The organism is Pseudomonas sp. S30 (assembly GCF_016518545.1).
GTDB lineage: Bacteria > Pseudomonadota > Gammaproteobacteria > Pseudomonadales > Pseudomonadaceae > Aquipseudomonas.
Genome location: NZ_JACVTO010000010.1, coordinates 178062 through 199637, shown reverse-complemented (window position 1 = coordinate 199637; position 21576 = coordinate 178062). Strand labels below are relative to the sequence as shown.

The following is a 21576-nucleotide window of genomic DNA, read 5'->3' as shown; positions in this document are numbered from 1 at the left end:
GCGCCCGGCTCGCCGAGACTCGTTCGGGCGAGCGCCGGAACAGGCGCCGCGGTGATCATCATAACAACAGAGAACTTCATCATGGCACACAGCCCTGCCCCTGACCAAGGCCACGACCCCAGCCGCGACGCCCTGTACCGGCGCATCACCCTGCGACTGATCCCATTCATCTTCATCTGCTACCTGTTCAACTACCTGGACCGCGTCAACGTCGGCTTCGCCAAGCTGCAGATGCTCGATGCGCTGAAGTTCAGCGAGACCATCTACGGCCTGGGCGCAGGCATCTTCTTCATCGGCTACGTGTTGTGCGGGCTGCCGAGCAACCTGGCGCTCAACCGCTTCGGCCCACGGCGCTGGATCGCGGTGATGATGATCGCCTGGGGCAGCCTGTCGACCTGTCTGCTGTTCGTCACCACGCCCATGGAGTTCTACGTGCTGCGGCTGTTCACCGGCGCCGCCGAGGCCGGGTTCTTCCCGGGCGTGGTGCTGTACCTGTCGCGCTGGTTCCCGGCGGACCGCCGTGGCCGCATCATGGCCTTGTTCATGTCGGCGATCCCGGTGTCGGGGCTGCTCGGTGGACCCTTCTCCGGCTGGATCCTCGATCATTTCGCGGCTGGCCAGCACGGCCTGGCCGGCTGGCAGTGGATGTTCCTGATCCAGGGTGTGCCGACCGTGGCGCTCGGCATCCTGGCAGCGTTCCTGCTCAGCGACGGCTACCACAAGGCGCCCTGGCTCAGCGACGCGCAGCGCCAGCTGATCGCCAACGACCTGGCCGCCGATGCCGCGGGCAAACCGTCCACCACCGGCGACAGCGTGCTGGCGGTGCTCACCAACCCCTTGATCTGGACCTTCGGCTTCGTTTACTTCTGTATCCAGAGCGGGGTTTATGCGATCAATTTCTGGCTGCCCTCGATCATCAAGAGCCTGGGCTTCGACAGCCCGTTGCTGATCGGCTGGCTGAGCGCGATTCCGTACCTGCTGGCCGGGGTGTTCATGATCCTCGTGGGCCGCTCGGCGGACCTGCGCAACGAGCGGCGCTGGCACCTGGTGGTGCCGATGCTGATGGGCGCTGTGGGGCTGCTGATCGCGGTGAACTTCGCCGGCAATCCGACCCTGGCCTTGCTCGGCCTGTCCATCGCCACCATGGGCGCACTGACCGGCCTGCCGATGTTCTGGCCGATGCCCACCGCCCTGCTCAGCGCCAGCGCCGCCGTGGCGGGCCTGGCGATCATCAACTCGGTGGGGCAGATGGCGGGCTTTCTCAGCCCCTACCTGGTGGGCTTCATCAAGGACCAGACCGGCTCGACCGATGCAGCGCTGTATTCGCTGGCCGGCCTGATCGTGGTGGGCAGCCTGGTGGCCCTGCGCGTATCGCGCAGCGCCGGCAAGACCTCGCTGTAGCCGTCGCTGCGCCATGGGGGCTGGTCGACGCGACGACCGGTCCGCCATGGGCGGTGGTGTCCGGTCCAGGCACCGCTGCCATGCCCATCACGACCCTCTAGGGCACCACGATCCGACTCAGGTCGATGTGCCGGAAGTCCGGCTTGGCCCCCAGCCGCGCATTGAACCGCACGTTGAAGGTGAACGGATCCTGGGTCGGCTGATCCAGTGCAGGCCCGTACAGCGCCGCCACTTGCGTGCTGTCGTAACCCATCAACTTCAGCAGGGTGGGGAAAATGTTGTAGTGGCTGGAGGCATTGCGGTTCTGCGCCAGGTGCGCCTGCCAGTCCAGCCCCTTCACGCCCTGCCCCTGGATCACCACCAGCGGCACCAGGCCCTCCTCCATCACCGGATCGCTGTCGCAATGGGTGTTCAGCCCGGCATTGCCACGCTCGTGCAGGTCCTGGCCGTGATCGGAGGTGTAGATCACCACGGCCTGGCTGAGGTCGGCTTCGGCGAACAGGCGGCGGAAGAACTCGCCGACGTTCCAGGCGAGGGTATTGCGGTAGGCGTTGCGGTACAGCGTCCAGGCCTGGACGCTGCCATCGAAACCCTCGCGCGAACCGGTGTCGGCCACGTCCTGGAAGCGTCCGCGCGGCAAGGCTGGGCGGTAAGTCATGAAGGCATCGGGGTACTTGTCGTGCACGGGGAAATGCGCGCCGAGCTTGTTGATCACGATCAGCTGTGGCTGGCCATCGCCGAGCAGCTCGACCAGCCGTTGCAGCGCCGCCATGTCGCGGTCCACCACCGCGCTGGCGTTGAACTGGATGAAGTGGTCTATGTCCTGCTTTTCCGTCTCGGTCATCAGGTTCTGCAGGTTGCCACCAGTGCGCTGGGCATCGAGGTACACCGTGCCCAGGCCTGCACGCTTGGCGTACTGCCAGATCGACGGCAGCGTCGAGTTCATTCGCTGGTAGTCCTCACGTGTGCCGCCGTAGCGCAAGGTCACGTTGGTGTCGGCGCTGCAGTTGGCGACCGACGCGGCGTAGCCGAAGTTGACCACGTCCACCCCTGGGTGAGGTAGCAGCAACTGGCTGGTGACGCCCGCGGGCGTGTTCAGGTCCAGGTAGTTGCCCGAGATGCTCTCGTCGATCACCAGCACGATGTCACGGGCCAGCGGCGCAGCCGACTGCGTCAGTTTCACCGGCTCGCGCGGCCCGACCCGATCCTGCAGCGCCTCATAGCCGAACAGGCTCAGGTAGGCCAGCGGCGTGTACATCACCGGCAGCCCCCGAGCGCCCTCGCCGGCCCGCACGAACAACATGCCGACCAGCAAGGCCAGGCCCAGCAGCGGTGCCGCCAGCGGCAACCATCCCGGCATACGGGGCGCGGGACCCGGCCGCAGGCCGATGCCCACTAGCGGCAGCGTCGCGCTGGCAGCGGCCAGCATGATCGCCTGGTGGTACTGCTGGAATGCCTCGTGAACGAATCCGCCGGCATAGACCATCGACACGAATGCGCTGTAAGTCAGGTAGGAATCGGTGATGCGCAGGTAGGCATCGAAGAACAGCCCGCCCACCGCGAAGGCCAGCGCCAGCGGCCAGCGTAGCCAGCCCGGCCGTATCCAGGCAGCCAGCAGCAGCGCGACTGCGAGTCCACTGGCCAGGCCCAGGTAGAGCAGCAACGGCAGACCGAGCCCGAGAGCCTGGATGCGCTCGAAGTAATAGCCGTGAAAGCTTGCCAGGTAGGCCAGCAACAGGCCCGATTTGATCCAGCCACGCATGGTCGGGAAGGCTCCGATGAGGAAGAGATTGAAGCAACCGTAGCATTGTTGAAACAAATCTCAACATGAAAAAGTCAATTTCCCGTCGGTTTAATGACGCCATATTCCGGCTTTGAAAACGTCGGTGAATTTTTCCAGTCTATCGACGAACCCCTTTATCCATGCGGCTTTCAACCGTTCATCGGCTAAACGTTTCACCTGAAAAAAGCCTGATTTCAGCGCAAAGCTGCGCCAGTCATGGGCTTAGTGGCAAGTGGCCTTGTCATTAGGCACTGTAAGTTGGACGAAACATGCCATTACTTTGACGATTATCTGTTAGGGTGCGCTATACCGACAACACACTGTTATCCCCCTTACTCGATTTCATGAGGGAAGCCGACATGGACGTGAGCGTTTTTGGCACAGGTTACGTGGGCCTGGTACAAGCGGCGGCGCTGGCCGACGTAGGCCACCGGGTGCTGTGCGTGGACGTCGATGCCCACAAGATCAACCAGCTGCGCCAGGGTGTACCGCCGATCAGCGAGCCCGGTCTTGCAGATCTGCTGGAGGACAACACCCGCGACGGCCGCCTGCTGTTCAGCACCCAGGCCAGCGACGCGGTCAGCCACGCCGAGCTGATCTTCATCGCGGTCGGCACGCCGCCCGACGAAGACGGCTCGGCCGACCTGAGCCATGTGCTCGACGTCACCCGGCAGATCGCCGAGCTGATGACTGCCGACCGCACCCTGATCGTCAAGTCCACGGTACCGGTCGGCACCGCCGACCAGGTGCTGAAACTGGCCCGCGAGTGCCTGCGCAGTCAGGGCAAGGAGCAGCTGAACGTGCGTGTGGTGTCCAACCCCGAGTTTCTCAAGGAAGGCACTGCGCTGGCCGACTGCATGCGCCCGGACCGCATCATCGTCGGCACCCACGACCCCATCGCTCACGGCCAGCTCGCCGAGCTCTACGCGCCCTTCTGCCGCAACCATGAAAAGCTGATGTTCATGGACAACCGCAGCGCCGAGCTGACCAAGTACGCGGCCAACGCCATGCTTGCCACGCGCATCAGCTTCATGAACGAGCTGGCCAACCTCAGCGAGCACCTGGGCGCCGACATCGAGGCGGTGCGCCGTGGCATCGGTTCGGATCCACGCATCGGCTACCACTTCATCTACCCCGGCTGCGGCTTCGGCGGATCGTGCTTCCCCAAGGACATCCGTGCGCTGCTGCACACCGCCGAGCACAGCGGCATGCCGCTGCGCCTGCTGCAGAGCGTCAATGACGTCAACGACCGGCAGCGGCGCATCCTCTTCGCCAAGCTCGAACAGCGCCTCGGCGGCCTGGCCGGCACCTCCATCGCGCTGTGGGGCCTGGCCTTCAAGCCCAACACCGACGACATGCGCGAGGCACCCAGCCGCTACCTGATGGAGGCGCTGTGGGCCGCCGGCGCCACGGTGCGCGCCTACGACCCCGAAGCGATGGACGAATGCCGGCGCCTGTACGGCTACCGGGACGATCTGCAACTGTGCGCCACCCGCGACGACACCCTGCAGGACGCCGATGCCCTGGTGATCTGCACCGAATGGAAGAACTTCCGGGTGGTCGACTTCGCCCTGCTGGCCAGCAAGCTGCGCGCCCGGGTGATCGTCGATGGCCGCAACCTGTACAACCCCGAGCAAGTGGCCGCCCACGGCCTGCACTACACCGGCATCGGCCTGCGTCACATCGCCCCGGATCAGCTGGCCGCGCCGATGGGTGCAGCATGAAGGTCCTGGTCACCGGCGCGGCCGGTTTCATCGGCGCCCACACCTGCCTGCGCCTGCTACGCGACGGCCATCAGGTGCTGGGGCTGGACAACTTCAACGACTACTACGACCCCGCGCTGAAGCAGGCGCGAGTGGACTGGGTGTGCCAGCAGGCCGGTGATTTCGACCTGCACCGTGTGCAACTGGCCGATCGTGATGCGGTGGCCCGGCTGTTTGCCGAGCAGCGCCCCGACGTGGTGATGCACCTGGCGGCACAGGCCGGGGTGCGCTACTCGCTGAAAAATCCCCAGGCCTACCTCGACAGCAACCTGGCGGGCTTTCTGAACATCCTCGAAGGCTGCCGACGTCACCCCGTGCAGCACCTGCTGTACGCCTCGTCCAGCTCGGTGTACGGCGCCAACCAGCGCACACCCTATAGGGTCGAGGATGGCGTCGATCACCCGCTGTCGCTGTACGCCGCCACGAAAAAAGCCAACGAGGCCATGGCCCACAGCTACAGCCACCTGTTCGGCATTCCCTGCAGCGGCCTGCGTTTCTTCACCGTATATGGCCCCTGGGGACGCCCGGACATGTCGCCGATGCAGTTCGCCCGGGCGATCAGCGAGGGGCGGCCGATCCAGCTGTTCAATCATGGCCGCCACCAGCGCGACTTCACCTATATCGACGACATCGTCGAAAGCCTGGTGCGCCTGATGCCCCTGCCGCCCCACGGCAATGCGCAGTGGGACGCTTTCGCGCCGGACGCGGCCAGCAGCCCGGCGCCGTGGCGCCTGTTCAACATCGGCGGGCAACGTCCCGTGGAGCTGCTCGACTACCTGGCGCTGCTGGAAAAGCACTTGCAGCGCAGTGCGGTGATCGAGCTGCTGCCCTTGCAGCCGGGTGACGTGCTGGCCACCTGCGCCGACGCCAGCGCCCTGGCCCGCGCCACCGGTTTCACGCCCCAGGTGGGCCTCGACGAAGGCCTGGGCCGCTTCGTCGCCTGGTTCCAGGCCTACTACGCGAACGCCGCGGCAGACGGCGCGCCTCGAACGGCGCACGCGCAACAACGGAGGGCGATATGACCGGACAACCCAAGGGCGCTGCGTTTCAGGCGCTGTACCAGGACAAACGCCTGGACCCGGCCCATCGGCAACGCATCGATGCGGCCATCCACATGCAGGGCCGGGGCTGGATCACCGGCCGCATCGGCGGGCGCCCGTGGACGCTGTCGCGCACCAACCGCGTGCTCTCGTGCGTGGCGGCGCTGGGGCTGCTGCTGGTGCTGTCGCCGCTGCTGCTGAGCCTGGCGCTGATGATCAAGCACTCCAGTCCCGGGCCTGTGTTCTTCGTGCAGCGCCGCACCGGTTATCGCGGGCGCCTGTTCGGCATGTTCAAGTTCCGCACCATGGTGGCCGACGCCGAGGCGCTCAAGGACTCGCTGCGCCACCTGAACAAGCATGGCGCCGACGCCATCGACTTCAAGATCGACAAGGACCCGCGCATCACCGCGGTGGGTGGCTGGCTGCGGCGCAGCAGCCTGGACGAGTTGCCCAACCTGATCAACGTGGTCACCGGCGACATGCGCCTGGTCGGCCCGCGCCCGACCTCGTTCAACGCCTACCGCTACAAGGACAACCACCTGGCACGGCTGGCGATCTACCCCGGCATGACCGGCCTGTGGCAGATCTCCGGGCGCAGCGACATCGATTTCGACCAGCGCGTCGAGCTGGACCTGAGCTACATCAACGAACAGAGCCTGATACTGGACCTGAAGATCCTGCTCAAGACTCCGTTCAAGGTTTTCACTGGCCATGGAGCAAGTTGAGATGGACGGTTCCACTTCTAGACGCCTGAGCATCGCCAACCCGAGCGAGACCAACCTCACCGCCACTGTCCTGGATCTCGACCAGCGTACCTTGCTGCTGACCGCCGCCAATACCGGCACCGGAACCAGCACCAGCACCCTGGCCTTCGCCAGCCAGCTGGCGCAGATGAGCGCTGGCGCCGTGCTGCTGATCGACGCGAACGCCAGCGCCAGCGCCGAAGGCCTGAGCAGGCAACTGGGGCTGGGCAAGTTGCGTGGCTACAGCGACCTGCTGTTCGACCTGGACACCCCACCCTTGGCCCAGGATTGCGTGGTGCACCTGTCCGACCAGCCCTTCGACGTGCTGCCGGCCGGAACCTTCGAACGTGGCCGCCAGCGCCTGGATCCGGACCGCGTGCGCGTGCTGCTGCGCCAGTTCGCTGCCCAGTACCGCTTCGTGGTGATCGACGGTGAAGCGGTCTATGCCAGCGCCGACAGCCTGACCCTCGGCCCCCTGGTGGACGGGGTGATCCTGGTGGTGCGCGCCGAGCAGACCCGCTTCGAGGTGGCCCAGGCCGCGGCCCAACGCCTGGCCCAGGCCGGCGCCCAGCTGATCGGCAGCGTCTTCAACCAGCGCAAGTACTACATGCCCAAGTGGCTGTACGACCACCTTTGAGGACGCACGCGATGATTGCCTCGAGATACCCCACGATTGCCCTGTGCGTGCTGGCCCTGGCCGGGTGCGCCAGCCAGGAGAGCCGGCAGATGCCGGTGCAGATCCTCACCGCGCCCCCCGCCGAGAACCAGGCCACCGAAGTGGCCCGGCGCGAACAGGTGCTGCGCCCGCAGGACGTGCTGGAAGTGATCTTCCATGTCAGCAACCGCACCTCGGGTGTGTACCGCATCCAGTCCGGCGACACCCTGGACCTGAACTTCCTGGCCGCCAGTGGCCTCAATGGCCAGCAACTGGTTCAGCCCGACGGCAGCATCACCCTGCCCTCGACCAACGCCTCGGTGCGCGTCGAAGGCCTGACCCCGGCCGACGCCGAGAGCGCCATTCGCCAGGCCTACCGCGACAAGCGCGTGTTCAAGCCCAACCGCGACCAGGTCACCGTGCGGGTGCTCAGCCCGATGACCGACGAGATCAACCTGAAGAACGCCCTGACCCACCCCGGCACCGGCATGAGCCGCGACATCACGGTGGGCAACGATGGCCGCGCGACCTTCCCGGAAATCGGCTCGGTACCCCTGCAGGGCATGACCGTCAACCAGCTGCGCGATGACCTCAACGCCCGCTATGCCAGCCTGCCGGGACGCATGAGCGTCGACGTGCTGCTCAAGTCCACCGCCGCCAACGAAATCTACGTGCTCGGTGAAGTGGGCCAGCCCGGCGCCTTCCAGATCCGCCGACCGGTCTCGGTGCTCGAAGCGCTGACCCTGGCCCGTGGCCCGACCCTCAAGGCCAAGCTCGGCTCGGTGATGATCATGCGCCGCAACGGCAACACCGTTCAGGCCTATTCCTACGACGTCGACCAGGCGCTGTCGGGCAAGAGCCAGGCGATCGCCTACCTGCAGCCCGAGGACATGCTCTACGTGCCCAAGACCGCCCTGGCCAGCGCCGGCGAGCTGTCCCGGCAACTGGCCGACGTGATCCTGTTCCAGGGCATCGGCGTGAGCTTCGGCTACCGGCTGGACAACAAGGACAACAACGACCGCCGCAGTTCGACCGCCGATGGCACGTCGGCGAGCCAATGATCGGGGAAGCACCAGCCATGACCACACAACCGAAAGAAAACTACGTGCACGAGTTCTTCCGCATCTTCTTCGCCAACCGTCAGCTGGTGAAGCGGGTGTTCCTGATCTTCGCGGTGATCGCGCTGATCCTGCCGCTGGTGCTCAAGCAGAGCTTCGACATCACCGCCGAGGTGATCGTCCAGTCCAAGAAACTCTCGCAAAGCGACACCACCTCGTCGCTGGGCCAGCAGGCCGACCAGTTCATCCCGCCGTCCCTGGCGGACATGGAGACCGAAAGCAATATCCTGCGCTCGCCGACGCTGATTCGTCAGACCCTCGGCCAGTTGCGCCAGGAGGGCCAGTACCCGGTCGAACCGGGCCTGCTGCGCCGAACCCTGATCGACCCCCTGCGCCACGGGGTAACCGAGCCGTTGCAACGGCTGCTGGGCAAGACGGTGGCCAATGAGCGTGACAGCCAGCTGGACGACCTCACCGACCAGGCGGTCAAGGACCTGAAAGTCGAGACCCTGCCCGGTTCGAACGTGATCTCCATCACCTACAGCGCCGACGACGCGCATGTCGGCACGCTGTTCGTGGCGCGCCTGCTGGACAACTTCCTGAAGAATCGCCAGGACCTGCAATCCAACGAGTTGCCCGAGACCTTCTACGAACAGAAGAAGCTGCATTACCAGGCCCGCCTCGACGACCTGGAACGTCAACGTCTCGGCCTGCTGGCGGCCATCGCCTCGTCCGATCCCAAGGAGGAAATCACCTTCCGCCTCAATGCGATCAATACCGAGGAGCAGGCGCTGAACCTGCAACGCGACCGGCAGTTGCAGAACCAGCAATGGCTCGACTACCTGCAAGGTGCGCTGGCCGCTGCCAGCAAGGCGAAGATGGCCGACTACGCCTTCCCCTACACCTTCACCACCACGGTCGACAACATCGCCTTCGAGGACCGCGAGATCAAGCAGCTGGGCGAGCAGCTGACCACTCAGCTGGCGCGCTACAACGGCGACGCCACGGTGTTCCAGCCCAACGCCGAGCAGATGGTCATCGCCCGCCAGCAGATCGCCCAGCTGCGCGGGCAGTTCCTCAAGATCGTCGAGAACCGCATCCGAGAGCGTCAGCAGGACCTGGCCGTGACCCAGCAGGTGATCGAGCAGAAGACCGAGCGCATCGCCGAGTACAAGCAGCGCATCACCGAGCTGCGCGAGACCCAGAGCAGGACGCGCCAGCTCGACACCGAGATCGACGCCCTGCACAAGGCCTTCTCCACCTATGCTCAGCGCTACGAGGAAAGCCGCGGCCAGGGCCTGCTCGACGGCAGCCAGTCGAACGCGCGAGTCCTCAGCGCGCCCTACGAGCCGTCCAAGGCCTCCTTCCCCAAGCCGGGGCTGATCATTCCCTTCGGGCTGGTGACCGGTCTGCTGCTGGCCATTGCGCTGGTCTATGTGAAGGAGTTCTTCGATCACCGCTTCAAGCATCCGGCGCAGATCGGCCAGGCGCTGAACCTGCCGGTGCTGCTGGTGATCAACGACCAGACCCCGGCGCGAGACAATCCGCACAAGGGCTGGTCGCTGCCGCGCCTGCTGCATTGGGTGCGGCATTGAACGCCGCCGTGCCCGCCGCTGGCCGGCCGATCCTGCACCTGCTGAGCAGCGGCGGGTTCTACGGCGCCGAGCGCATGCTCCTGGACCATTGCCTGGGCACGCCAGGCCGGCACCAGGTGCTGTTTCTCCAGGCACCGGCCGAGCTGCTGGCGCGCTTTCGACAGGCCGAGGTCGATTGCCAGCTGTGCCCCGGTCTAGGACCGCTGCTGCAGCAGGTGAAGGCGCGGCGCGGCGAGCGGCCGTTGCTCAATAGCCACAACTTCAAAGGCCTGCTGTTCGGTTGGCTGGCCGCGACCCTGTGGCGGCTGCCGCTGATCACCACCCAGCACGGGTTCACTCCGCGCAGCCGCAAGCAGCGCTTCTACACCTGGTTAAGCCTGCAACTGTGCCGTACCCGCGCAGTGACCGGTGTGGTCTGCGTGGCGCAAAGCATCGCCCGTCTGCACGTGCAAGCCGGCGTGCCCGCGTGCAAGCTGCACGTCATTCCCAACGGCCTGCCGACGCCGGCAGGCGTGGCCAGACCTGCAGACCTGCCGCAGGAGGCAGCCGAGCACCTGCACTGCACGGGTAGCGCGGCGCTCGATGACGCCGGCGTCGCCGAGAACCGCACGGCAATACCGCAGCCGGCCACCTCGGGCAGCCCTCACCGACTGGCAGGCTATGTCGGCCGGCTGTCCAGCGAAAAAGGCCCGGACCTGTTTCTCGACGCGCTCATTCCCCTGTGCCGCCGCCTGCCGCAGCTGCACGCGGTGATGCTCGGCGAGGGCCCGGAGCGCGCCAGCCTGCAAGCCCGTATCGATGCCGCCGGATTGACCGAGCGCATCACCCTGCCCGGCTTCCAGCACGACATGCCCGCCTGGATGCAGCGCCTGGATGCGCTGGTGATCAGCTCGCGCACCGAGGGCACGCCGATGATCCTGCTCGAAGCCATGCAACAGGGCGTGCCGGTAGTGGCATTCGCCGTCGGCGGCGTGCCGGACGTCATCGAACACGGCCACAACGGGCTGCTCGCCGCCCCGCTGGCCGTGGAGGAGCTGGGTGCCCACCTGTATGCGCTGCTGCAAGACCCCGGCCAGGCCGGCGAACTGATCGCCCGCGCCCGGCGCACTCAGCGCGAGCGGCATCACCTGCCGACCCTGGCTCGCCGCTGGGTGCGCGTGTACGAAGGCGTCACCCAGGAGGTCGTCGCATGATCATCCCGCTGTCGCTGGTGGGCCTGGTCGCCCTGCTGTCGCTGGGCCTGCTGGCCAGTCCCTACCCGTTCCTGGCACCGGGCGCGGTGGTCGGCCTGGCCGGCGCGCTGGCGCTGTACCGCAAACCGGCCTGGGGCCTGCTGGCGATCGCCGCGCTGGTGCCGCTGGAGGGGCTGCTCAAGGAAAGCCTGGTGTCCGGCGCCAAGCTGATCGGCGTAGGCCTGGTGCTGATCCTCAGCCTGCAACTGGCCGTGCGCCAGTTGCCGGGCGAACGTCTGCGCAGCAACCAGTGGCGCCTGCTGCTACCGTTCATGGCCCTTTACCTGCTGAGCCTGTGGACCAGCGACAGCCTGGGTCTATCGCTGGTGCACCTGCGCGAGCTGCTGGTGGGGCTGGTGGTGTTCGTCATCACTCTATTGGTGGGGCGCGATCTCAACCTGCCGTTGCTCGCCCGGCTGATCACGGTCAGCGTCTGCGTCACCTGCCTGTTCGCCATCTTCTCCACCAAGTACCAAGAGCAGGGCCGTGCCTCGGCCATGCTCGACCCCAATGCCTTCGCCCTGCTGATCACCATCGCCCTGCCGCTGGGGCTGTGGCTGACCCTCAAGACCCGGCACCTGCTGCTCAAGCTGTGCTGGGCCGGCTGCTGCCTGTTGCTGCTGGTGGGCATGACCAAGACCGAATCGCGTTCGGGCCTGGTGGTGCTGCTGATCAGCCTGGGCATCCTGCTGTACAACTACCGTGAACAACTGACGCGCATCCGGCCGCGGCACCTGGGTTTCGCCCTGCTGGGCATCGCCGTGGTGCTGCCGCTGGGGGCGGCGTTGATGCCCGCCGGCTACGCCGAGCGGATCGAATCGCTGATGCTGCTCAAGTCGGGCGTCAATGCGCACCAGGACGAATCCCTGGGACGGCGCTCGTCCTACCTGGTGGTGGGCCAGCGCATGATCGCCCACAGTCCGCTGCTGGGCACCGGCCCCGGCACCTTCCCGCTGCACTATGCCGACACCGGCTTTTCCAAGGCCTTCGCGCCGGAAAACAGCAAGGCCACCGACCTCTACCGCCGTGCCCACAACACCTACCTGGAACTGTTCAGCGAAACCGGCGTACCGGCCGGGCTGGCCTTCGTCGGCATGATCGCCCTGGCCCTGCGCAACTTCTGGCAGGCGCGCGCGGCCTGGCGCGCGGCGGGCGACCGGGAGCGCGCCGACCTGCTCACCCACCTGACCATGTGCATGCTGGCGATCGGCATGTTCCTGATGTTCCTCAGTGCCCCCAGCCACAAGTACCTGTGGATGATGCTGGCGTTGTCCAGCGTGCTGCTGGGCCAGGCCCGTGATGCCCGCCCCCTGGAGACCAGAGCATGAGTCTGTTGAGTATCGTCGTCCCGATGTTCGACGAAGCCCGGCACATCGGCCGTACCTTGCAGGCGGCACGACGCGCCGCACACCGGGCTGGGCTCGAGTGCGAGCTGATCGTCGTCGACAACGGTTCGCGCGATGCCGGCCCGGCGATCGCCCAGCACCACGGCGCCCAGGTGCTGAGCCTGCCGGGCGTGTCGATCGCTACGCTGCGCAACCGTGGCGCCGCCATTGGCCGGGGCCAGTGGCTGGCGTTTCTCGACGCCGACATCGAGGTGCCGGACGACTGGCTGGCGTCACTGCTGCACCTGCACCGCCAGGAGCAGGGCGATGTCTTCGCCCTGGACTGCATCACCCCGAGCCAGGCGCCGTGGTTCGCCCATGCCTGGCAGCGGCGCACCTCGCGCGATGGTCAGCCGGTCCAGGCGCGCGCCTGGCTGCCGACGCCGAACCTGCTGATGCCGCGCGCCTGGTTCGAGCGCGTGGGAGGGTTCGACGAGGACCTGCGCACCGGTGAAGACAAGGACTTCACCCTGCGCCTGCACCAGGCCGGCGCGCGCCTGCGCCTGGTGTCCCAGCCCACCGTGCTGCACTGGGGCTTCGAGGGCAGCTGGGGGGAATGGATCGGCAAGGAACTGTGGCGCCAGGGCAGTCACCTGCAACTGTTGCGCAGCCATGGGGCGAGCCTGCGCCTGCTGCGTTTTCCGCTGCTGTCGATGGGGGTGTGGCTGATGGATGCGCTGGGGCTGTCGGCCCTGCTGTGCGGCTTCTTCGGCCTGGCGACCGGGCTGCTGCTGGCCGCTGCCCTGCCCGCGCTGGCTCTGGCCCTGCGCCAGAGCCTGGCCCAGCGCGACCCGCTGTTCACCCTGCAACTGTTCGTGCTGCATGCCCTGCGCCTGCACATCGCCGGCGCGGCCTTCGTGCTGAGCCTGTGCAACCGCAGCGCAAGGAGGCCGGCCCGTGGCTGAAACTCTCTTCTGGCTATGCGTGCTGTTGCCGGTCTATGCCTGGGTCGGCTATCCGCTGTTGCTGACCCTGGCCGCGCCGCTGTTCCCCAGGCGCACGTACGGTAGCCTGCCGGCGCAGCGGGTCAGCGTGGTGATCGCCGCGCACAACGAACAACGGCACATCCAGGCCAAGCTCGCCAGTGTGCTGAACCAGGACTACCGCGCTGCCGAGCTGCAGGTGGTCGTCGCCAGTGACGGCTCCAGCGACCGCACCGTCGACCTGGCCCGGGCGTCGGACGACTCGCGGGTGCAGGTGCTCGACCTGCCGCGCCTGGGCAAGGCCGGTGCGCTGAACGCCGCCGTCGCCCAGTGCCACGGCGATATCCTGGTGTTCACCGATGCCGACAACCAGTGGTCCGACACCACCTTGGGCCTGCTGCTGGCGCCCTTCGCCGACCCCGAGGTGGGCGCCGCGGCCGGACACATGGTCATCCCCACGCCCGGCGACGGCCTGAGCCTGGGCGACAGCCTGTACCGCCACTACGAAGCCTGGGTGCGCCAGGTGGAAAACCGCACCGGCTGCATGGTCTCGGCCGACGGCGCCTTGCTGGCCCTGCGTCGACCGCTCTATCAAGCGATTCCACCGCAGGTCAATGACGACTTCTACATCAGCACCTGCGCCCCGGCAGCCGGCAAACGCATCGTCTACGTGCCCCAGGCCGTCGTGCTGGATCAGGGCGTGGACGAGGCCGACAAGCAGTTTAGGCGCCGCCAGCGGGTCACCGTCGGCGGCCTGCAGAGCCTGGCCGCACGGCGCGCGCTGCTCGACCCCAGGCGCCATGGCCTGTACGCCATCGCGTTGATCAGCCACAAGCTGATCCGCCGTCTGGCCCCAGTGCTGTTGCTACCGCTGCTGCTGGCCAACCTGTGCCTGATCGGCCAGTCGCCTTTCTACCAGTTGACGCTCGCCGCGCAAGCGCTGGGCTACGGCGCCGCCGTGCTCGGTCTGCTCTACCCCGGCCCGCGCCGGCCCAGAGTCCTGCGCCTGGCGGCCTTCGTGCTGGTGACCCTGGCCGGCATGTGCGTGGGCCTGTGGCAGTTCCTGCGCGGGCACAGCTACCCGCAATGGAACCCCGACCAGAACCGATGAGCGATGGACATGCCGATCAAGATGCGCATCAAACAGGCCGGTGGCTGGCTCTACCTGCACTCGCCCAGAGCCCGCGACGACCTGCGCGGCGCCGGGGTGATCCTGATGCTGCACCGGGTGCTGGCCGATGACGCCAGCGCTGCCCTGCCCCACCGCAACGAGCTGTGCGTCGGCGCCACGGCCTTCGATGGCCTGCTGCGCTGGTTGCCGCGACATTTCGAGTGCGTCGGGCTGATGGAGCTGCTGGAAAGCCAGGCCACCCCTCGAGGCAGCCAGCGGCCAAAGGTTGCCCTGACCTTCGACGACGGCTGGCGCGACAACGCCAGCCAGGCCTTCGCGCTGCTGCACAAGCATCAGGTTCCGGCCAGCATCTTCCTGTCCACCGACTACATCGGCAGCCGTCAGCGCTTCTGGTGGGAAAGCGTCGGCGAGACCCTGTGGGGCAGCCATGGCGAGCCCGCTCGCCTGAGCCTCCTCGAACACCTGCGAAAGCTCGGCCGGCCAGTGCCGGCGGCCTATCTGCTGCCAGGCTCCGAGTATCGCCGCAGCCAGGTCCTGGCGCATTACCTGCAGAGCCTCAAGGGCCTCGATGCGCAGGCGCTGCACCAGCTCACCGATGCCTGCCCGGCAGAGTCCCTGCCCCAGGCGATGGACTGGCGGCAGGTGCGCCAACTGGAAGATTCGGGGCTGGTACGGTTCGGCCCCCATGGTGCCAGCCATGCCTTGCTGCCCGGCCTGGACGACCAGCGCCTGGACGAGGAGGTGCAGCGCAGCCACGCGGCCCTGCAACAGGGCTGTCGGCGACCGCTGCCGGTGTACTGCTACCCCAATGGCGACCACGACCCACGGGTGCGCGCGCGGGTCGCCGCGCACCACTACCCCTATGCATTGAGTACCCGCCCGGGCATCTGCCGAGGGTTGCAGGATCCGCTGGCGCTACCGCGCGTCGGGGTCAGCCAGCGCAGTGCCAGCCACCCTTCGCTGCTGGCCTGGCGCATCGCGCGAGGGGGCCGGGCATGAGCGATGGCCCCTACCTGCGCCACCTGCTGCTGAGCATGGGCACCAAGCTGGCGATGATCGCCCTGCGCCTGCTGCGCAACGTCCTGCTGGCACGCATTCTCGGCCCCAGCGAGCGCGGCCTGTTCGCGCTGCTCAGCACCCTGCCGGAGCTGATCAGCGCCGCCACCAGCGGCGGCCTGAACAGCGCCGTGGGCTACCAGGCCGCCAAGCAGCGCGACATGGGCCTGCTGCTCACCCAGGTGCTGGTCTACGGGTGCCTGCTGGCAAGCGCGCTGACGCTGATCTGCGTGGCCCTGGCACGCAGCGTCGGCGGCGAACTGGACATCAGGGCGCAACTGGGCCTGATGGCCTGGCTGCTGCTGTTGGCCGTGCCCATGACCGTGCTCAAGAGCGGCCTGCTCACCCTGCACAACGCCAGCGGCGGCGTCGGCGCATTCAATGGGCTGCGCCTGAGCGAGTCACTGCTGCCCTTGCTGCTGTTCCTCGGCCTGTTCTGGATGTGGCGCGAGCACGCCCTGGAAGCGGCGCTGATCAGTTGGCTGGCCGGGCTCGCGCTGGTCCTCGCGCTGGGTCTGTGGTGGCTGCGCCGCGACCATCGGCTGACACTGCGCTGGGACCGCAGCGGCCAACGCGAACTGCTCAGCTACAGTGCCAGGAGCCACCCGGACCTGCTGTGCCAGCAAGTGCTCCTGCGCGCCGACTATCTGCTGATCGGCGCCTTGCTCGGCAGCACCGCCCTGGGCCACTACGCCATGGCCAGCGCCGCTGCCGAGTTGCTGCTGATCGTCCCGGAAGCCGTCACCACGCCCCTGATGAAGCGCCTGCTGCAACAAGACGCCGGCATGGACAGGCTCACCCCGCTGGCCCTGCGCCTGACCGCCACGGTGATGCTCGGGGCGTGCCTGGGCATGGCGCTGATCGGCCAGTGGCTGATCGTCACCCTGTTCGGCGCGGCCTATCAACCGGCCTATCCGGCACTGCTGGCGCTGCTGCCCGGGCTGCTGGGGCTGTGCCACGCGAGCATCCTGCGCCTGGACCTGCTGGGCAAGCACCGGCCGGGCGCGGTGTCGCTGATGATGGCCGTCGGCGCGGTGGGCAATCTGCTGCTCAACGTGCTGCTGATTCCCCAATGGGGCATCGTTGGCGCCGCGGCCGCCTCGTCCATCGCCTACCTGAGCGTGACCGTGGCCATGCTGGTGCTGTATTGCCGGCTCAGCGGAGTGCGACTGCGCCATACCCTGATCATGCTGCCCAGCGACCTCGCGCCGCTGCGCGGGCTGCTGCAACGGAGCGCGGCATGAAGCGCTGGCTGCTGGCGCTGATGCTGGCCGCATCGTCGATCCAGGCGGCCGACCTGCAATGGGGCGACCTACGTGATGGCAGCCTGTACCTGCAACCCGAGGCCGAGGACAGCCTGCTGGTGCGCTGGCGGCCGGCCTGGCAGGCCGATGCCAATGCCGAGCACCTCTATCTGCTCGATGGCCATGGTCGACTGCGCGGCGAGCGCAGCATCAGCGCCGAAGAAGTTCGCGGCGAACAGCGCTGGGCGCTCAGCGCCAGCGACGGTCCGTATCGACTCGAGGTGCCGGGCTACAGCTTCCGCGACTACCAGGTGGTCCACAGCGACAGCACCCGCGCCCAGTTCGCCCCGGCCAAGGTGCACTTCAGCGCCGAGGTCGATCCCGGCGTGGAGCTGTATTTCCGGGTCAAGGCCGGCGAACGTGCCCGCCTGGCCGGCAAGTTTCACGGCGGCGTGCGCGGGCTCTCGGCCCAGCGTCTGAGCGATGGCCTGCAGGTGAACCTGGCGCTGCGGCCCTACCCGGCCTATTGGCAGTTCGACCAGCAGGCGCTTCCGGTCAGCCCCCAGGAGCAGGTCTGGCGCCTGCGCCTGCAGGGACGTGGCAAGGCGGCGTTCTGGCTGGACGGCACTGCCAACCTGTTCGCCCAGCGCGCCGATCAGCTGGGCGACGTCGCCAACCTGCCCGGCCAGGTACGCCTGCGCCTGCAGGACCGGGTACTGGGCCGTACGCCGCTGCTGGGCGTCAACCTGCCCTACGTGCTGCCGCCGCCGTCGAGCTTCCCGGTGCTCGACGCACTGCGTCCGCAGGCCGCCGGCTACTACAGCTTCATGGACGTGCTGGCCCACCAGCCCGACTACGAGGACAGCTGGCGTCGCCTGTATCAAAGGCGCTTCGCCATCACCCAGGACATCACCCTGCTGGCCGGCAGCAGGCGGCGCGCCGAATTCGCCGCCGATCGCCTCAGCCACGACGGCCTGGACGCCTGGCTGGCCGCCACCGCCCGCCTGGGCGGCCAGGGCCTGCACTACCTCGCCTTCGCCGACGAGCCGAACCTCAACTACCGCGACTACGCCAGCTATCGCGACTTCTTCCGTGCCATGGCCGAGCGCGTGCGCGCCTGGCCCGGCGCCTACGAGGCGGGTGTACGCATCGCCATGCCAGCCTCCTCACGCCTGGTCGGCGGGCCGTTCACCCGCGACAGCAAACAGCGCCAGGGCCTGGCGTGGGCACGTCGCCTGCTCCAGGACCAGGATGCGCAAATCGACGCCCTGGCCTGGCACGAGTGGATGGTGCGCGACCTGCTGGCCACCCGCAGCTACCGCGACAGCGTACGCCAGGCCGCCGCGCTGGTGGGCCTGGACGCCCAGGGCCGGCCGCGCAAGGCGCTGCTGATCGACCAGACCAACCTGTCCAGTGGCTCCACCCTGAGCCCCTACGAGCAGGACAGCCACTACGCCGGCCTGTGGTGGGCCTCGGTGGTGATCAACGCCTCGGCCGACGGGCTGCTGGACATGCTCAACTGGTTTCACGTCGCCGACGAGCCCCAGTGGCCCAAGGGCATGGTGCGCGTGCTGGACGAGGACCGCTTCGAACTCAAGCCGGTCGGCCTGGCCCAGCAGTTCATCCAGCGCCACTGGCTCGGCCAGGTGCTGACCCTGGACAACGACGCCTTCGAGGTCGATGCCCTGGCCATGGCGGACGCACGCCGGCGCAGCCTGCTGGGCGTCAACAAGGCCGACCGCCTGCAGCAGGTCGAGCTGAGCCTGGGCCGCTGCGCCAAGGTGCAACTGGAACTGTTCGGCCCCGACAACCGCCCGCGCACCGGCCAAGTGGACTGCCGCCAGGGCCAAGTGAGCTTTCAACTGCCAGGGCAGACGCTGTTCGCCCTGACCTGGAACGCGTCTCGAGACGCCCGATGAGTGGTCACCCAGCGGAGGAAATCATGGGAACACTGAACACGATCCGCGAGCGCATCCGGCGCAAGGGCCTGCGCAGCACCCTGGCCAGCGCCTGGCGACGCTACGTCTTCGATCACCGGGAACTGCTGTGGATGGAGCGCGATCTGCACTCGCCGGTCCCGCCCCATCGCCTGCGGCCTTATGCGCCACTGCGCATGGAAAGCATCAGTGCGCACAATGTGCGGGCCTTTGCCCGGCACTTCGGTGACCGGGTGCAGACCATGCGCGAGCTGGCCGCCGAAGGTCATACCGGGCTGATGTTCCTCGACGAGCACGGCGATGCCGTGGCGTTCATCTGGGGCAGCGTGCGCCACTACCATGATCGTCACTACTACGGCTGCTGGTTCCCGGTCGGCCCGGGCGAATTCTTCGAGTTCGGCGGCGAACTGATCCGCAAGTACTGGGGCACCCGGCTCTCGGTCGACCTGCAACTGGCCTTGTGGGAGGCCATGGCGGCGCAAGGGTGCAGCAAGGTGGTGGATGTCTGCGAGCAGCGCAACATCCCTGCGCTCAAGCTGCACCTGCGCATGGGCTACCAGGAGCAGGGGCGCATCCTGCATGTGTATCGACTGTTCGGGCATTGGAAGTGCTTCCGCGAAAGCCATTACCGCGACTCGCGCCTGGCGCCGCTGCGCAAGCGCGAAGTGGCCTCCTCCACGGCCACGGCGGCCTGATCGATGACGCTGCAATTGAGCTGGTGCGACTCGCTGCGCACCCCGGCATTTCCTGTGGCCGACTACGAGGCGCTGCGCGCGCATGTGCCCGGCGCCACGCCTTTCAACCACCTTGGCTGGCTGCGCGCCGCCGAGGCCGCCTTGCTGCCGGGCCAGCACGTGCAGGTGCTGCTCGGGCACCTCGATGGGCGCTTGTGCCTGTGCCTGCCGCTGATGCGCGAGCGCCAGCGTTTCGGCCCGCTGCGCCTGCCCGTGGTGCATCACCTGGGCCATCCGCTGAGCGACCGTATCGCCTTGCTGCTGGATCTGCCGGCCAGCCACGCGCCGGCTGTACTGAGGGCCATCCGTCGACGGATGCCCCACGCCCTCCTGCAATTGAGCGAGGTATCGGAGCAGAACAGCGACTGGGTCAGGCAATGGGCCGCGGTCAGTTCCACCTTCGAACGTCGACTGAGCTGCCGGGTCCCCGTTCATCGCATCAGCGAGGCCGACCGTCAGGAGGTCAGCGGTGATCCACGTTACAAGTTGCGCCGAGCCCGCAAGCGCATCGCCGCCTGCGGTGCGCAGGTGCGTCGGGTGACGGCGACGCCCACCACGGTCGTCGAGCTGCTCGAAGCCATCAGCACGGTCGAAGCGGCCAGTTGGAAGGGCGACGACGAGGTCGGCATCTTCTCCGGCGAGCAGCGGCGTCAATGGATGTACCAGGCCTTCAGTGCATTGGCCGGCGAAGGGATGGTCACAATCGTGCTCCTGGAACTGGACGGTCGCTGCATCAGCTACCGGCTGGGCTTGCTCGAGCGTGGGCGACTCTACGACTACAACCTGGCGTTCCTGCCCGAGCAGCGCGAGCTGGGCAGCGGCCGGGTGCTGCTCGAGGAATGGATTCACTGGGGACTCGAACAGGGCTGGAGCTGGATCGACGCCTCGCGGGTGAGCCGTGCGCATTCCAGCCATCAACTCCACGAACGCCAGACCGGCCAGCTCGAACAATGGCGCCTGAGCAGCTACAGCTGGCGCCTGGACGGCCTGGCACTGGGCCTGGCGCTGCGGGCCTGGCGCTGGTGGAAATCCCGCGCACAACCTGACAGCTCACAGACACCAACCATCCCCATCAATGCGTCACAGGAGCACACCGATGCCATCGATGGTCATCGTCAACGCTGACGACTTCGGCCTCGACCACAAGGTCAATGCCGTGATCGTCCAGGCGTTCCATGCCGGGCTGATCAGCTCAGCCACCCTGATGGCCAACATGCCCGCCTTCGAAGCGGCCTGCGCACTGGCGCACCAGGCGTCGCTGGCCGGGCGGATCGGCCTGCACTTCAACCTCACCTATGGTCGCCCCCTGAGCCAGGCCATCGCGGCGCAGGCACGCCTGTGCAACGCCCAGGGCGAGTTCGACCTGGGGCTGCGCCAGCGCACCCTGCGCCTGAGCACCGCTGAGCGCCAGGCCATCACCGAGGAACTCGAGGCCCAATGGGCGCGTTGCGTGGACCACGGCGTGCAGCCCAGCCATCTGGACTCGCACCAGCATGTGCACAACATCTGGCCCGTGGGTGCCATCGTCGCCGGTTTCGCACGTCGCCAGGGCGTGCCGATACGCCTGGCGCGCAATGTCGGCGCCAACATCGGCCCGCTCAAGCGCGTGTTCAAGACCCTGCTCAACCAGCACCTCAAGCGCTTGTGCGGCACCTGCGTGGACCACGTCTGCACGCCGCTGGACCTTCAGCACGGCCTGGCGCCGGCCGACGGTGTCCTGGAACTGGTGGCCCATCCCAGCGCACTGGGGCATGACGACTTCGGCGACGCCTACCTGGCACCGGGCGTCTCGTTGCGCCAGCTGCTCGACGAGCGCCTGTGCGGGGTGCCGCGGATCGGCTACGGCGCGCTGGCCGAACGCTGAGGCAGGTGCCCTCTATCTACCACCGGTGCCG

Annotated in this window: 18 protein-coding genes; 17 read left to right on the top strand and 1 reads right to left on the bottom strand. The window is 67.4% G+C overall.

The annotated features are described in order from the left end of the window. Positions 1-81: 81 nt before the first annotated feature. Positions 82-1401, top strand: coding sequence for an MFS transporter (locus IAE34_RS13665; RefSeq protein WP_200139487.1), 1320 nt, complete (start codon positions 82-84; stop codon positions 1399-1401). A gap of 97 nt (positions 1402-1498) precedes the next feature. On the opposite strand, the gene IAE34_RS13660 is transcribed toward IAE34_RS13665, so the two are convergent. Next, positions 1499-3163: a sulfatase-like hydrolase/transferase gene (locus tag IAE34_RS13660; protein ID WP_200139486.1), complete on the bottom strand. Its 1665-nt coding sequence runs from the start codon at positions 3161-3163 to the stop codon at positions 1499-1501. A 380-nt stretch (positions 3164-3543) separates the two neighbouring features. Here IAE34_RS13660 and IAE34_RS13655 point away from each other — a divergent pair, with 380 nt between their 5' ends. Genes IAE34_RS13655 through IAE34_RS13580 form a run of 16 tightly spaced genes read left to right on the top strand, consistent with a single transcriptional unit; the run spans position 3544 to position 21545 of the window. Continuing rightward, positions 3544-4908, top strand: coding sequence for a UDP-glucose dehydrogenase family protein (locus IAE34_RS13655; RefSeq protein ID WP_200139485.1), 1365 nt, complete (start codon positions 3544-3546; stop codon positions 4906-4908). Next, positions 4905-5969, top strand: a complete 1065-nt coding sequence (locus tag IAE34_RS13650) for an NAD-dependent epimerase (RefSeq protein WP_200139484.1) — start codon at positions 4905-4907, stop codon at positions 5967-5969. The genes IAE34_RS13655 and IAE34_RS13650 overlap by 4 nt, the downstream gene beginning before the upstream one ends. Further along, the gene (locus IAE34_RS13645) at positions 5966-6712 is read left to right on the top strand and encodes a sugar transferase (protein WP_200139483.1); all 747 of its coding nucleotides are present in this window, start codon (positions 5966-5968) and stop codon (positions 6710-6712) included. The genes IAE34_RS13650 and IAE34_RS13645 overlap by 4 nt, the downstream gene beginning before the upstream one ends. 1 nt (position 6713) lies before the next feature. Beyond that, positions 6714-7367 (top strand): cobalamin biosynthesis protein CobQ, encoded by a 654-nt coding sequence (locus IAE34_RS13640; protein ID WP_200139482.1) that lies wholly within the window; start codon positions 6714-6716, stop codon positions 7365-7367. A gap of 11 nt (positions 7368-7378) precedes the next feature. Next, a complete protein-coding gene (locus tag IAE34_RS13635) occupies positions 7379-8446 on the top strand; it encodes a polysaccharide biosynthesis/export family protein (protein ID WP_200139481.1) in 1068 nt (355 codons plus the stop codon). A 17-nt stretch (positions 8447-8463) separates the two neighbouring features. Beyond that, a complete protein-coding gene (locus IAE34_RS13630) occupies positions 8464-10038 on the top strand; it encodes a GumC family protein (RefSeq protein WP_200139480.1) in 1575 nt (524 codons plus the stop codon). After that, complete coding sequence (locus IAE34_RS13625) at positions 10035-11231, top strand: glycosyltransferase (RefSeq protein ID WP_442793233.1); 1197 nt, start codon at positions 10035-10037, stop codon at positions 11229-11231. The genes IAE34_RS13630 and IAE34_RS13625 overlap by 4 nt, the downstream gene beginning before the upstream one ends. Further along, the gene (locus tag IAE34_RS13620; protein ID WP_200139479.1) at positions 11228-12598 is read left to right on the top strand and encodes an O-antigen ligase family protein; all 1371 of its coding nucleotides are present in this window, start codon (positions 11228-11230) and stop codon (positions 12596-12598) included. The genes IAE34_RS13625 and IAE34_RS13620 overlap by 4 nt, the downstream gene beginning before the upstream one ends. Beyond that, complete coding sequence (locus IAE34_RS13615) at positions 12595-13560, top strand: glycosyltransferase family 2 protein (RefSeq protein WP_200139478.1); 966 nt, start codon at positions 12595-12597, stop codon at positions 13558-13560. Before IAE34_RS13620 ends, IAE34_RS13615 begins: the two co-directional genes overlap by 4 nt. After that, positions 13553-14689 (top strand): glycosyltransferase, encoded by a 1137-nt coding sequence (locus IAE34_RS13610; RefSeq protein WP_200139477.1) that lies wholly within the window; start codon positions 13553-13555, stop codon positions 14687-14689. Before IAE34_RS13615 ends, IAE34_RS13610 begins: the two co-directional genes overlap by 8 nt. 9 nt (positions 14690-14698) lie before the next feature. Further along, the gene (locus IAE34_RS13605; RefSeq protein ID WP_200139476.1) at positions 14699-15709 is read left to right on the top strand and encodes a polysaccharide deacetylase family protein; all 1011 of its coding nucleotides are present in this window, start codon (positions 14699-14701) and stop codon (positions 15707-15709) included. Continuing rightward, positions 15706-17010, top strand: coding sequence for a lipopolysaccharide biosynthesis protein (locus tag IAE34_RS13600; protein WP_200139475.1), 1305 nt, complete (start codon positions 15706-15708; stop codon positions 17008-17010). The genes IAE34_RS13605 and IAE34_RS13600 overlap by 4 nt, the downstream gene beginning before the upstream one ends. After that, positions 17007-18929, top strand: a complete 1923-nt coding sequence (locus IAE34_RS13595) for a hypothetical protein (protein ID WP_200139474.1) — start codon at positions 17007-17009, stop codon at positions 18927-18929. The genes IAE34_RS13600 and IAE34_RS13595 overlap by 4 nt, the downstream gene beginning before the upstream one ends. Before the next feature lie 23 nt (positions 18930-18952). Beyond that, positions 18953-19642: an N-acetyltransferase gene (locus tag IAE34_RS13590; protein WP_200139473.1), complete on the top strand. Its 690-nt coding sequence runs from the start codon at positions 18953-18955 to the stop codon at positions 19640-19642. 3 nt (positions 19643-19645) lie between these two features. After that, positions 19646-20806: a GNAT family N-acetyltransferase gene (locus tag IAE34_RS13585; RefSeq protein ID WP_200139472.1), complete on the top strand. Its 1161-nt coding sequence runs from the start codon at positions 19646-19648 to the stop codon at positions 20804-20806. Next, positions 20778-21545 carry a ChbG/HpnK family deacetylase gene (locus tag IAE34_RS13580; RefSeq protein ID WP_200139471.1) on the top strand — a complete coding sequence of 256 codons (768 nt, stop codon included), beginning with the start codon at positions 20778-20780 and terminating at the stop codon, positions 21543-21545. The genes IAE34_RS13585 and IAE34_RS13580 overlap by 29 nt, the downstream gene beginning before the upstream one ends. Positions 21546-21576: the final 31 nt, after the last annotated feature.